Origin of the sequence: Cedecea neteri NBRC 105707 = ATCC 33855, from assembly GCF_001571265.1 — a bacterium.
Classification (GTDB): Bacteria; Pseudomonadota; Gammaproteobacteria; order Enterobacterales; family Enterobacteriaceae; genus Cedecea; species Cedecea neteri.
Genome location: NZ_BCTL01000025.1, coordinates 56,117 through 68,931 on the forward strand (window position 1 = coordinate 56,117; position 12,815 = coordinate 68,931).

General features: G+C 53.1%; 16 protein-coding genes. 5 read left to right on the forward strand and 11 right to left on the reverse strand.

Annotated features, from left to right (window positions below; genetic code table 11):
• The first annotated feature begins 59 nt into the window (after positions 1-59).
• A complete protein-coding gene (locus CNE01S_RS11605; protein ID WP_061276147.1) occupies positions 60-1,328 on the forward strand; it encodes a GntP family permease in 1,269 nt (422 codons plus the stop codon).
• A gap of 10 nt (positions 1,329-1,338) precedes the next feature.
• Positions 1,339-2,475 carry a glycerate kinase gene (locus tag CNE01S_RS11610; protein ID WP_061276149.1) on the forward strand — a complete coding sequence of 379 codons (1,137 nt, stop codon included), beginning with the start codon at positions 1,339-1,341 and terminating at the stop codon, positions 2,473-2,475.
• Between the two features lie 17 nt (positions 2,476-2,492).
• Here the strand turns inward: CNE01S_RS11610 and npr are convergent, their stop codons facing one another.
• The 11 genes from npr to CNE01S_RS11665 form a co-directional block, all read right to left on the reverse strand.
• Positions 2,493-2,765 carry a PTS phosphocarrier protein NPr gene (npr, locus tag CNE01S_RS11615; protein ID WP_008454837.1) on the reverse strand — a complete coding sequence of 91 codons (273 nt, stop codon included), beginning with the start codon at positions 2,763-2,765 and terminating at the stop codon, positions 2,493-2,495.
• Complete coding sequence (gene rapZ, locus CNE01S_RS11620; protein WP_008454836.1) at positions 2,762-3,616, reverse strand: RNase adapter RapZ; 855 nt, start codon at positions 3,614-3,616, stop codon at positions 2,762-2,764. The genes npr and rapZ overlap by 4 nt, the downstream gene beginning before the upstream one ends.
• 46 nt (positions 3,617-3,662) lie before the next feature.
• Positions 3,663-4,160: a PTS IIA-like nitrogen regulatory protein PtsN gene (ptsN, locus tag CNE01S_RS11625; protein ID WP_061276151.1), complete on the reverse strand. Its 498-nt coding sequence runs from the start codon at positions 4,158-4,160 to the stop codon at positions 3,663-3,665.
• A gap of 82 nt (positions 4,161-4,242) precedes the next feature.
• Positions 4,243-4,530: a ribosome hibernation promoting factor gene (hpf, locus tag CNE01S_RS11630; RefSeq protein ID WP_008454833.1), complete on the reverse strand. Its 288-nt coding sequence runs from the start codon at positions 4,528-4,530 to the stop codon at positions 4,243-4,245.
• Positions 4,531-4,552: 22 nt separating this feature from the next.
• Positions 4,553-5,986, reverse strand: coding sequence for an RNA polymerase factor sigma-54 (rpoN, locus tag CNE01S_RS11635; protein ID WP_061276153.1), 1,434 nt, complete (start codon positions 5,984-5,986; stop codon positions 4,553-4,555).
• A gap of 48 nt (positions 5,987-6,034) precedes the next feature.
• On the reverse strand, positions 6,035-6,760 hold the full coding sequence (gene lptB / locus CNE01S_RS11640; protein ID WP_008454830.1) for an LPS export ABC transporter ATP-binding protein: 726 nt from the start codon (positions 6,758-6,760) through the stop codon (positions 6,035-6,037).
• Positions 6,761-6,766: 6 nt separating this feature from the next.
• Complete coding sequence (lptA, locus tag CNE01S_RS11645; RefSeq protein ID WP_061276155.1) at positions 6,767-7,318, reverse strand: lipopolysaccharide ABC transporter substrate-binding protein LptA; 552 nt, start codon at positions 7,316-7,318, stop codon at positions 6,767-6,769.
• The gene (gene lptC / locus CNE01S_RS11650; protein WP_061276157.1) at positions 7,287-7,859 is read right to left on the reverse strand and encodes an LPS export ABC transporter periplasmic protein LptC; all 573 of its coding nucleotides are present in this window, start codon (positions 7,857-7,859) and stop codon (positions 7,287-7,289) included. The genes lptA and lptC overlap by 32 nt, the downstream gene beginning before the upstream one ends.
• Positions 7,856-8,422 carry a 3-deoxy-manno-octulosonate-8-phosphatase KdsC gene (gene kdsC, locus CNE01S_RS11655; protein ID WP_061276159.1) on the reverse strand — a complete coding sequence of 189 codons (567 nt, stop codon included), beginning with the start codon at positions 8,420-8,422 and terminating at the stop codon, positions 7,856-7,858. The genes lptC and kdsC overlap by 4 nt, the downstream gene beginning before the upstream one ends.
• Before the next feature lie 16 nt (positions 8,423-8,438).
• Positions 8,439-9,425, reverse strand: a complete 987-nt coding sequence (gene kdsD, locus CNE01S_RS11660) for an arabinose-5-phosphate isomerase KdsD (RefSeq protein WP_039298180.1) — start codon at positions 9,423-9,425, stop codon at positions 8,439-8,441.
• Between the two features lie 16 nt (positions 9,426-9,441).
• Positions 9,442-10,419, reverse strand: coding sequence for a calcium/sodium antiporter (locus tag CNE01S_RS11665; RefSeq protein ID WP_061276160.1), 978 nt, complete (start codon positions 10,417-10,419; stop codon positions 9,442-9,444).
• Positions 10,420-10,648: 229 nt separating this feature from the next.
• On the opposite strand from CNE01S_RS11665, the gene mlaF reads away from it, so the two are divergent.
• The 3 genes from mlaF to mlaD are packed head-to-tail and all read left to right on the forward strand — an operon-like array spanning position 10,649 to position 12,810.
• Complete coding sequence (mlaF, locus tag CNE01S_RS11670) at positions 10,649-11,464, forward strand: phospholipid ABC transporter ATP-binding protein MlaF (protein WP_061276162.1); 816 nt, start codon at positions 10,649-10,651, stop codon at positions 11,462-11,464.
• A gap of 7 nt (positions 11,465-11,471) precedes the next feature.
• Positions 11,472-12,254 carry a lipid asymmetry maintenance ABC transporter permease subunit MlaE gene (gene mlaE / locus CNE01S_RS11675; RefSeq protein ID WP_039288131.1) on the forward strand — a complete coding sequence of 261 codons (783 nt, stop codon included), beginning with the start codon at positions 11,472-11,474 and terminating at the stop codon, positions 12,252-12,254.
• A gap of 4 nt (positions 12,255-12,258) precedes the next feature.
• Complete coding sequence (gene mlaD / locus CNE01S_RS11680; RefSeq protein WP_039305875.1) at positions 12,259-12,810, forward strand: outer membrane lipid asymmetry maintenance protein MlaD; 552 nt, start codon at positions 12,259-12,261, stop codon at positions 12,808-12,810.
• Positions 12,811-12,815: the final 5 nt, after the last annotated feature.

Here is a 12,815-nt window from a genome sequence, read left to right on the forward strand (position 1 = left end):
GGGTAATGTCCCGCCGTACCCATTCGATCTCCCTAAAAAAATCAAAACAGGAGTGATACATGACCACGGTTTCGGCTCTGGGCGCCCTGGTGGCGCTGGTTGTCTCTATTGTCCTTATTTTACGCAAGGTTCCGCCTGCCTACGGCATGATTGCTGGCGCGCTGGCGGGCGGTTTGGTCGGCGGCGCAGACTTAGTCCAGACCATTTCATTGATGATTACCGGAGCGCAGGGCATTACCAACGCGGTGCTGCGCATTCTGGGGGCGGGCATACTGGCAGGCGTACTGATTGAATCCGGGGCCGCCAACACGATCGCCGAAACCATTGTCCGTAAGGTGGGTGAGAAAAGGGCGTTGTTCGCTCTGGCGGTGGCCACGATGCTGCTGACTGCCGTCGGCGTATTTATCGATGTCGCTGTGATCACCGTTTCACCTATTGCCCTCGCGATAGCCCATCGGGCGGATATTTCGAAAATGGCTATTTTGCTGGCGATGATTGGCGGTGGTAAGGCCGGCAACGTTATGTCGCCCAATCCCAATACTATCGCGGCGGCTGACGCTTTCCATGTGCCGCTTACCGATTTGATGATGGCTGGCGTGGTACCGGGATTATTTGGCCTGGTGTTGGCCTATTTTCTGGCAAAACGGCTGAAGCATCGAGGCTCGAAGGTGGACATCAATGAGCTGGTTGCGGTGAAAACAGAGAAGGCTTTACCGGCCTTCGGAGCGGCAATAGCGGCCCCGCTGGTGGCTATTTTTCTGCTGGCGCTGCGTCCGATCGCCGGCATCGCCATTGACCCGCTGGTCGCGCTGCCCATCGGCGGCCTGATTGGGACTATAGTGATGGGGCAGTGGCGGCAGACAAACCATTATATGGTGTCGGGGCTGGCTCGAATGTCTCCGGTGGCGATTATGCTAATGGGGACCGGGACGCTGGCCGGGATTATCGCCAACTCCGGGCTGAAGGATGTTTTGATTAGCGGCTTAACGGCCTCCGGCATGCCGTCTTATCTACTGGCACCTTTCTCCGGGGCGCTGATGTCGATGGCTACGGCATCAACGACCGCCGGGACCGCGGTAGCTTCGGCAGTGTTTAGCTCAACGCTTGTCGATATGGGGATTTCTGCTCTTGCCGGTGCGGCAATGATCCATGCCGGGGCGACGGTGCTTGACCATATGCCGCACGGCAGCTTTTTCCATGCCACAGGTGGCAGCGTGAATATGCAGGTTCACGAACGCTTAAAGCTGCTTCCCTATGAAACCGCCGTTGGTTTGGTCATCGCTTTTGTTTCAACCCTGATGTTTGGTGTGTTTAATTTAGCGGGTTAATGAGGTAGCCATGAAAATTATTATTGCCCCCGATTCTTTCAAAGAAAGCCTGAGTGCGATGCAGGTCGCTGAGGCCATTGAGCAAGGTTTTCGGGAGGTTTACCCGAACGCAGAGTATATCAAGCTACCGATGGCCGACGGAGGTGAAGGGACCGTTGAATCAATGGTGGCCGCGACGGAAGGGAAAATCATTCCGGTAACGGTTACTGGCCCGCTGGGGCTGCCTGCCGAAGCTTTTTTTGGGTTAACGGGCGACGGTGAAACAGCCATCATTGAAATGGCGGCCGCTTCAGGGCTGCATCTGGTGCAGCCCGAAAAACGTAACCCGCTGCTGACCGGAACGTTTGGCACCGGGGAACTTATCCTGGCGGCGCTGGATCGCGGTGCACGCAAAATCATTATTGGCATCGGAGGAAGCGCGACCAACGACGGCGGTGCCGGCATGATGCAGGCGCTGGGGGCCAGATTGAGTGATGAGCAAGGTAATGAACTTTGCGCAGGCGGTGCCGCCCTGGCTGAGCTTTCAGAGATTGATGTTAGTCAACTGGATGTCCGCCTGGCGCAGTGCGACATTCTGGTTGCCTGTGATGTCGATAATCCGCTGTGCGGTGAACGCGGTGCGTCAGCGGTATTTGGCCCGCAGAAAGGCGCTACGTCGGAACAGGTTGAGCAGCTTGATGCTGCACTCAGGCATTATGGTGAACAGCTGGAGCGCATCAGCGGTAAGGATGTGATTACCGTTGCAGGTGCTGGCGCCGCAGGCGGTATGGGGGCATCTTTGTTTGGTTTACTTAATGCCCGTCTGCAGCCCGGCGTGGAAATTGTCACTGAAGCTTTGCGGCTCGCCGACGCTATTCAGGGGGCAGACCTGGTTATTACCGGAGAAGGGCGTATAGACAGCCAGACGATCCACGGGAAAACACCGATAGGCGTGGCAAGAGTGGCTAAGCATTTTCATGTGCCGGTTATCGCGTTGGCCGGGGGGATGACGGCTGATTACGATGTCGTGCATCAGCACGGGCTCGACGCCGTGTTTTCGGTGCTTAATCGGGTTCAGACACTGCCGGAGGCGTTGGAAAGGGCGGGAGAGAACATTTGTGTCACGGCGCGTAACGTTGCCGCAGTATGGAAAATAGGGCGCGGCTAGCTCCGCGCGCACAGCGGTTAGTCTTCGTCAAAGCCGGCATTGAACAGAGCAATCACGGCAGCCAGTGCTTGCTCCTCTTCCGGGCCAGTGACTTCTATTTCTATGTGGCCTCCTTTGGCGGAGTCCAGCATCAGGAGGGCAATCACGCTGCTGGCTTCGGCTTCGGTGCCCGCTTCATTTCTCAGCATCACTTCTGCGTCAAAACTTTGTACCAACTCAAACAGTTTCATCGCCGGGCGCGCATGCATGCCCAGCTTGTTGGTGATTTCAACGGTCTGCTTTACGCTCATGTTTTACGTTTTTCCAGCGTGCGGTGACGGGACTGGACGTTCTTACCGCGTGAGCGGAAATAGTCGGCCAGCTGCTCTGCAATATAAACCGAACGGTGTTTACCGCCCGTACAGCCGATAGCCACGGTCAGGTAGCTGCGGTTGTTGGTTTCCAGCATCGGTAACCATAGCTCAAGATAGCTGCGGGTCTGGTAGATAAAATTGTGTACTTCTGTGTGCCTGTCGAGGAAGGCGGCAACCGGGCGGTCGAGGCCTGTCATTGGGCGCAGCTTTGGATCCCAGTGTGGGTTTGGCAGAAAACGCACGTCGAACACATAATCGGCATCAATCGGTATACCGTGCTTAAAGCCGAAAGACTCGAACACCATTGTGAGTTCGCGTTCACGTTTGCCCAGCAGACGAGTACGCAGCATCTCCGCCAGTTCGTGCACCGACATTTCTGAGGTATCGATGATCAGATCTGCTCGGGATTTTAGCGGTTCGAGAAGATCGCTCTCTTCGTCAATCGCACTTTCCAAAGAGAGATTTTTACTGGAGAGCGGATGAAGACGGCGTGTGTCGCTGTAGCGGCGAATCAGCGTATTACGATCGGCATCAAGGAACAGTAACTGCGGAGAAAAAGCGTCCGGCAGGCTGTCCATCGCGTGCTCGAAGATTTCCGGCGACTCCGGCATGTTACGCACGTCGATGCTGACCGCGGCAGAGATTTGCCGATCGGCAAGCGTTTTTGCCAGCTCTGGCAACAGGACAACCGGCAGGTTATCCACGCAGTAGAATCCCATATCTTCCAGTGCGCGCAAGGCTACAGACTTCCCTGAACCTGAGCGGCCGCTGACAATCATCAGCACCATATAATCATTCCCCCGATTTATCTGTCTGAGACATCAAACGCGCCGATTATTCATTTTCGCTGTCGTTATCGACTTCTGATTCAGTAATTATCTGGTAAAGCTCTTCGTCGCTGCTGGCTGAGCGCAGCCTGCGACAAATGGTTTTATCCGCCAGACGCTTGGCCACCAGGGACAGTGTGTGCAGGTGGGTTTTGGTCTGGTCAGCCGGTACCAGTAGCGCAAATAACAGGTCAACCGGCTGATTGTCGATGGCATCAAAAGCGATTGGCGTTTCGAGTTGAATAAAGACGCCTACGGCGCGAAGCGTATCTTCCTCCAGTTTGCCGTGGGGAATCGCAATGCCGTTGCCAATGCCGGTACTGCCCATACGTTCACGGGTCAGGACGGCTTCGAAAACGACCTGTGGCGGAAGACCAAGCTGTTTAGCTGCCAGTTCGCTGATGATTTCCAGCGCGCGTTTTTTACTCTGACAGTGGACGCCACTGCGAGTACATTCCTGGTTAAGGACATTGCTCAGTTGTAGAGCGGAATCGTTGTTCATCATAAGTTCACCTAAGCACTTTTTGTGCAAACGGCCCGCTACTTAAGCAGCGGGCCGGCCATATGCACATCGGATGCCCGGATTATCAGTGTTGTTTTAGTTTATCTTTGTGTTTCGTTAACTGTCGGGCCAATTTATCAATCAGGCCGTCAATCGCCGCATACATGTCCTGGCCTTCGGCGCTGGCATGCAGTTCTCCACCGTTCACATGCAGCGTAGCATCCGCTGTATGGGTGACTTTTTCCACCTTTAATACAATATAGACCTGGTTGATTCTTTCGAAGTACTGCTCCAGTTTGGCAAACTTCGAGTTCAGAAATTCACGCAGTGCCTCAGTGATCTCGACGTTTTGTCCTGTAATGTTGAGCTGCATAGTGTCTTCCTTATCGGTGAAGTCACACCAGCTGTTTACGCTGGTTTGACGGTGGAATGGATAAAGACTCTCGGTACTTCGCAACTGTGCGGCGCGCCACCATGATACCTTGATCCGACAGCATTGAGGTTAACTTACTGTCGCTCAGCGGTTTGGCTGGGTTTTCCGCAGCTATTAACTTCTTCACCAGCGCCCGAATTGCCGTGGAGGAGGCTTCGCCGCCGCCTTCGGTATTGACGTGACTGGAGAAGAAATATTTCAATTCAAAGATGCCGCGTGGGCTATGCAAATACTTCTGGGTGGTCACCCTTGAGATTGTCGATTCGTGCATCTCAACCGCCTGAGCAATATCGGCCAGCACCATCGGCTTCATGTGCTCTTCACCGTGCTCAAAGAAGGCCTGCTGCTGTTCGACAATGCAGCGGCTCACACGCAATAGCGTATCATTGCGGCTTTCCAGGCTTTTAATCAACCATTTCGCTTCCTGCAGGTTACTGCGGATGAACTGCGAATCGCTGTCATTGCGCGTATTGCCGCTCATGGCTGCATATTGCTGGTTGATTTTGAGACGAGGGATGCTGTCCGCGTTGAGTTCTACAACCCAGCGAGCCAGATGTTTGCGCACCAGTACGTCAGGAATCACGTACTCTGGCTCACCCGTTTGGATCGACTGGCCTGGGCGAGGATCGAGAGACTGAATCAGGCACATGGCCTCTTTAAGAGCATCCTCTTTAATGCGCGTGACCCGCATCAAAGTACGGAAGTCGTGATTTGCCAGCAGATCTAAATGATCGCTCACGATAAGCCGGGCTTCCGCCAGCCATGGGGTCTCTTTGGCGTATTGAGAAAGCTGAATCAACAGGCAATCACGTAAGTCCCGCGCAGCAACGCCGACGGGATCAAAACGCTGGATACGTTTGAGGACGGCTTCCACTTCGTCAAGACTCACATCGTCGTGGCCCAGGCTTTCGAGAATGTCTTCCAGAGGAACGGTGAGATATCCGGTTTCATCTACTGCATCGACAATAGACGTCGCAATCGCGACATCCGTATCGGAAAATGGCGTCAGATCGACCTGCCACATCAGGTAGTCCTGTAGTGACTGGGTCGTTTCACCCTGATAGATCGGCAGCTCATCGTCCAGATAGTCAGTTCCCGTTCCTGAAGGGGTACCGGCGGTGTAAATTTCATCCCAGCTGGCATCCAGAGGCAGCTCATCGGGCATCTCTTTCTGCTCGAGGGCTTCACGGGTATCCATTGCTTCGCTCTCAGGCATTTCCTGAGTATCGATCTCATCATGCAGGTCGGTTTGCTCAAGCAATGGATTACTGTCCAGTGCCTGCTGGAGTTCTTGCTGAAGCTCTAACGTTGAGAGCTGTAGCAGACGAATGGCCTGCTGCAGCTGGGGCGTCATAGCAAGTTGTTGGCTAAGCCGTAATTGCAAACCTTGCTTCATGTTCAGAGCAAACTTCCTCAAATAAGTCGTGTAAGACTTCCCACCCTATCAGAGTCTGAACTCTTCGCCCAGATAGACTCGCTTAACTTGCTCGTCTTCAAGGATTTCTTCCGGTGTGCCGTGGGCAATCAGATGCCCCTGACTAACGATATAGGCGCGTTCGCAGACGGCCAGCGTCTCGCGGACGTTATGGTCGGTAATCAATACGCCGAGGCCGCTGTCTCGCAGATGCTCGATGATGCGTTTGATATCAATGACGGAAATAGGATCAACCCCGGCAAAGGGTTCATCCAGCAAAATGAATTTCGGGTTGGCCGCCAGCGCGCGAGCGATTTCAACACGGCGCCGTTCACCGCCGGATAGCGACTGCCCAAGGTTATTGCGCAGGTGCGAGATGTGGAACTCTTCCATCAGTTCGTTAGCGCGATCGTCACGCTGCTCTGACGTCAGGTCATCGCGAATCTGCAGCACCGCCATCAGGTTATCAAACACGCTCAGGCGGCGGAAAATAGACGCTTCCTGCGGCAAATAACCGATGCCGCGACGTGCACGAGCATGCAGTGGCAGCAAGCTAATGTCTTCTTCATCAATAATGATGTTGCCCGCATCACGTGGCACGATACCCACCACCATGTAAAACGTCGTGGTTTTACCGGCGCCGTTTGGCCCGAGTAACCCCACAATTTCACCCGATTTAACGGTCAGGCTGACGTCTTCGACTACGCGGCGGCCTTTGTAGGCTTTGGCCAGGTTTTTCGCAATTAAAGTTGCCATATCGAATCAGTTACTCTTTTTCGGTGCCGGTTGCTGGCCGTTTTTGTTTTGCAACTGAGACGGTACCAGTACTGTGGTCACGCGTTTGCCTTTCTCGCTAAACGCCTGCATTTTCTGCTCTTTCACCAGGTAGGTGATTTTGTCGCCAGTGATGTTGCTGTCCAACTGCTCAAGGTAAGCGTTGCCGGTCAGTACAACGAAGTCTTTAGCCAATTCATAATGCATGGTGGACGCGTGGCCTTGTACCGGCTTACCGCTGTCCTGCATTTGATAGAAAGTAGCAGGGTTACCGAAGCCATCAATCACCTCTTTGCCTTGTTCACCACCTGGGCGGGTAACAACGACTTTATCGGCGTTAATTTTGATAGTGCCCTGGGTCACGACGACATTACCGGTGAAGGTGACAACGTTGCCCTGCATATCGAGAGACTGTTGGTCAGATTCGATATGAATAGGCTGTTCGGTGTCGCCCGTCAGGGCCCAGGCTGACAAAGGTGCGGCAAAAAGCGAACCAAGCAGAACAAGTTTAAGGCTGAGTTTGTTTATTCTGGATTTCATAGGAGGTTTTAACCTTTTCAATCAGCTGTGCAGTTTGGCTGCGTAAGTTGCCACGCATTTTCAGGCCACTGGAGTTAAATGTGGTGCCGTACAGGGTAACAAGATCGTCAGAAGCGACATCCTGAGTGATTAAATTTACCTGCGCATTGTCTGTCGTGATTTTGCGTAACTGAGAATCAGGCGTTAGCGCTGTGACGATGACGTTGCCGTACAAATAAAGCATTTTATCATCGGTAAGTTTGGCGCGATCCGCGTGAATTTCCCATGTGGCGATTTTATTTTCATCGTACTGAGTCATGACCGGTTTGGTGAACCATGAAATGCCGGTATCGGAAAAATATTCAACGTGTTGAGCAATAAGCTTATAATTCAACGCGCCCTGCGGGTTGTATACGACCGTTGTGGAGAATTCACTTTGATAAGTCGGCGTATCGCTGTTAACGGTTACGCCAGGTTCGTCCTTCTCTGTCAGATTCAGGCCGATAAGCACTAATGCCGCAATGGCAAGCAGGAAAATAATCCAACGTTTGGTCTTACTCATATGGATTGCCCTTTAGCCTCATCAAGCTTGCCTTGCGCCATCAACAGAAGATCGCAGATTTCCCGCACTGCACCTCGCCCACCGCTGATTCTGGTCACATAATCCGTTTTTGGCGTCAATAATGGGTGAGCATCAGCAACGGCAACGCTTAAACCGACCCGTTCCATGACCGGCCAGTCGATCAGGTCATCGCCAATGTAGGCAACCTGATCGGGAGACAGCGCAACCTTTGACAGCAAATCGTGGAACGCCACAAGCTTGTCGGACTGCCCTTGATAAAGATGGGTAATGCCCAACGTTGTGCAGCGATCCTCCAGCAGTTTTGCTTTCCTTCCCGTAATAATAGCGACTTCTATTCCCGAGGTCAGGGCGCAGCGAATACCATAACCATCGCGCACGTTGAAGGCTTTAAGCTCTTCACCGCTGTTGCCCATGTAAATAAGGCCGTCAGACATCACGCCGTCAACGTCCAGAATCAGCAGGCGAATCTCTTTCGCCCGCGCTATGACCTGCGCGCTTACCGGTCCATAACAGGTATTGAGCAGCGCATCACGGTTACTCATTAAGGCTAATCCTTTTTTAAACTACGCCTGCGCGTAGCATGTCATGCATATGTACCACACCCAGCAACTGGTCGCCATCTGCGACCAGAACCGAAGTAATATGGCGTGACTGCATCAGATTTAATGCATCCACAGCCAATGTTCCCGGGCGTACGCGAATGCCGCCTGTGGTCATGACATCCGCAATACGTAAGGTATGTAAATCGACGCCCATATCGAACACGCGACGTAAATCGCCATCGGTAAAGATGCCTTCAATTTTCATCAGGTCATTGCAGATGACCGTCATGCCCATGTTTTTACGGGTGATTTCTAACAGTGCATCGCGCAAAGAGGCCTCTTTGCTGACGTGCGGGATATCATCACCCGTGTGCATGATATCGTTTACGCGGAGTAACAGCTTACGACCCAGCGCACCGCCAGGATGAGACAGAGCAAAATCTTCAGCGGTAAAACCACGTGCCTTCAGTAACGCCACGGCCAGCGCATCGCCCATAACCAGCGTCGCCGTTGTGCTGGAAGTTGGCGCGAGGCCGAGAGGGCAAGCTTCCTGAGGCACTTTGATGCACAGATGGATATCGGCTGCGCGCCCCATTGAGCTTTCCGGGCGGGCGGTCATGCAAATCAGAGGTACCTGAAGACGCTTTAATACCGGGATGAGCGCCAGAATTTCGTTTGACTCACCGGAATTAGAAATTGCCAGAACGATATCCTGTGCTGTGACCATGCCTAAGTCACCGTGGCTCGCTTCTCCAGGATGCACAAAAAAGGCTGGTGTGCCGGTGCTGGCAAAGGTTGCCGCTATTTTTTTCCCAATATGACCCGATTTTCCCATCCCCATCACAACAACTTTACCGGGACAGTAGAATATCTTCTCACAGGCCTGTGAGAAATCGTCGTTAATGTACTGGTCGAGCTGAGCCAGGCCTTCACGTTCAATATTGAGCACGTCTTTGCCCGCTTGTTGAAAGTCAAAACCCGGTGCTAAATCTATATGAGACATAATTCCCGTTTCCGCTTTATCCGACGACTGGTGGCGCAACTAACCACAGCACCACGATCCATATGATGAATCCACATGTTAACAGAGCGCCCGCGAGCTTGCCGATTTGGCGAGGTTTACGCCAGCAGAGCAGGGCGAAAACAGCACTTACCGCTAACATCAGCCAATAATCCCGGGCAAAAGCCAACGGGTTCAGTTGGCCCGGCGCCAGCAACGCAGGAATGCCAAGCACAAACACCACGTTAAAAATGTTCGAACCGATGATATTCCCAATCGCAATATCATCTTCACCCTTGCGCGCTCCGGCTATAGCGGTCGCTAATTCTGGCAGGCTGGTGCCGATCGCAATGATCGTCAAACCGATAACCAGTTCGCTTACGCCAAAATAATGGGCAAGCACTGAGGCATTATCGATGACCATCCGCGTTGCCATCGGCATGATAACCAACGCAACGCCCAGCCATAAAAATGCGACGGACAGACTGCCTTCTTGAGGGAGTTCGGCCAGTTGTTCCCGCGTCAGGCTGTCGATCCCCTGCCGTTCCGCAAGACGACCTATTCTAATGATAAAGAATAGATATAACACCGCGATTGTCAGCAGCAGGACACCTTCTGTCTGCGTCAGCTCACCGTCATAGAGAAACAGACCTGCGGCGGCACTCACCGCCAACATTAGAGGTAACTCACGGCGTAGAATATCGGAATTAACGGTAAATGGGTGCAGCAGGGCGGCCAGGCCCAGAATCAGCATAATATTGGTGATATTTGAACCAATTGCTGTCCCTACGGCCAAATCCAGTTGGCCGTGTAGCGCAGACGTGCTGGCGATGATGATTTCAGGAAGCGAGGTGCCGATGCTGACCACCGTCATGCCGATAATCAGCGGTGGGATGCCGATACTGCGGCAAAGGATCGCTGCGGCGAAAACTAAACGGTCGGCGCCATAGACCACCAGAAGTAAACCAATAATTAATAGCGCCGTAGCTAACAGCATGAAAAATCCTTTATTAGGGTATAATCGCCGATCCTGAGAGCCTGAAGGGTCGGGCAAAACGAAGTGCAGCCTGAGCCTGGCGATAAGTCGTAATTCTGACTTTATGCGGCGGAAAAGTAAAACAAATGCCAGCTTTCGCTAACCTCCGCAGGTAATATTCTGTAAAAATGTTGGGTTTTAGCATCCCTTTGAGGCCATGCTTGCCGGCAAACATAAAAAAGGAAGGGCGATGAGTCAGACAGAAGCGAATCTGGTTGAGATCCGCGGGATGAGTTTCTCCCGTGGGGAGCGACAGATCTTCGAGAATATTTCGCTGACCGTACCACGCGGCAAAGTGACGGCGATCATGGGGCCATCGGGGATCGGTAAGACGACGCTTTTGAAGCTTATCGGTGGGCAGATCCAGCCGGACTGCGGGGAAATTCTGTTTGATGGTGAAAATGTGCCGGCGATGTCGCGCTCGCGGCTTTTTACTGTCCGCAAGCGCATGAGCATGCTGTTTCAATCCGGCGCCTTATTTACCGATCTTAACGTGTTTGAAAACGTGGCTTATCCGCTGCGTGAACATCTTCAGTTACCAGAACCTTTACTACACAGTACGGTGATGATGAAGCTGGAAGCCGTCGGGCTTCGCGGAGCAGCGAATCTTATGCCTTCTGAATTATCAGGCGGGATGGCACGCCGTGCCGCGCTTGCCCGTGCTATTGCACTTGAACCAGACCTGATTATGTTCGACGAGCCTTTCGTCGGGCAGGATCCTATTACCATGGGCGTGCTGGTTAAGCTCATTTCTGAGTTAAACAGCGCTCTTGGCGTCACCTGTATTGTGGTCTCACACGATGTGCCAGAAGTGTTAAGCATTGCCGATTACGCTTATATTGCTGCCGATCAGCACATTGTTGCGCAAGGTAGCCCCGCGGAGCTGCGTGAAAACCACGACCCGCGCGTGCGGCAGTTCCTTGATGGGATTGCTGACGGCCCGGTGCCATTCCGTTATCCCGCCGGGGATTATCTACAAGATTTATTACCTGGAACGAGGAGCTAAACTGCTCATGCTGCTAAATGCACTGGCATCTATCGGGCGACGCGGGATAAAAACCTGCGCCTCGTTTGGGCGTGCCGGACTGATGTTATTCAACGCGCTGGTAGGGAAACCGGAGTTTCGCAAGCATGCGCCGTTGCTGGTTCGTCAGCTTTATAACGTTGGCGTGTTGTCGATGCTGATCATCATGGTGTCCGGCCTGTTCATTGGGATGGTGCTTGGGCTTCAGGGCTACCTGGTTCTGACGACCTACAGCGCCGAGTCGAGTCTCGGCATGCTGGTGGCGCTCTCCTTGCTTCGTGAACTTGGCCCGGTCGTTGCCGCTCTGCTGTTTGCCGGCCGTGCGGGTTCTGCTTTAACCGCCGAAATTGGCCTGATGCGCGCTACCGAACAGCTTTCCAGCATGGAGATGATGGCGGTTGATCCGCTGCGTCGCGTCGTTTCGCCGCGTTTTTGGGCTGGGGTGATTTCTTTGCCGTTGTTAACGCTTATTTTTGTTGCCGTGGGCGTTTGGGGCGGAGCTCTGGTGGGCGTTAACTGGAAAGGTATTGATGCCGGTTTCTTCTGGTCAGCGATGCAAAATGCGGTCTCATGGCGGCTTGATTTGGTTAACTGCGTGATCAAAAGCGTAGTCTTCGCCATTACCGTAACATGGATTGCGTTATTCAACGGGTACGATGCTATCCCAACCTCTGCAGGGATTAGCCGGGCAACCACGCGCACCGTTGTGCACGCTTCTCTGGCCGTTTTAGGCCTCGATTTTGTGCTGACAGCACTGATGTTTGGGAATTGAGTTCATGCAAACAAAGAAATTTGAAGTTTGGGTTGGTGCTTTTCTGCTGGTCGCGCTGGTCGCAATTATTTTTCTCTGCCTGAAGGTGGCTAACGTCACGTCTCTGCGCAGTGAGCCGACTTATCGGGTCTACGCCACCTTCGACAACATTGGCGGCCTGAAAATGAGTTCGCCTGTTCGCCTTGGCGGCGTCGTGATTGGCCGTGTTGATGGCATCGCCCTCGATCCTAAAACGTACCTGCCTCGCGTAACGCTGGATATCGAACAGCGCTACAACCAGATCCCGGATACCAGCTCTCTGGCGATTCGTACCTCTGGCTTGCTAGGTGAGCAGTATATTGCCCTTAACCTTGGTTTTGACGATCCAGAGCTCGGGTCATCTATGCTTAAAGACGGCAGTACTATTCAGGATACGAAGTCTGCGTTGGTACTTGAGGATCTGATAGGTCAGTTCCTTTACAAGAGCGGCAACGGCGATAATAAGAATTCTGGCGATGCCGAAGCACATCCTGCAGGCCATACTGATGCCGCACCGCAGTCAGGCACTACGAATTAATTTAA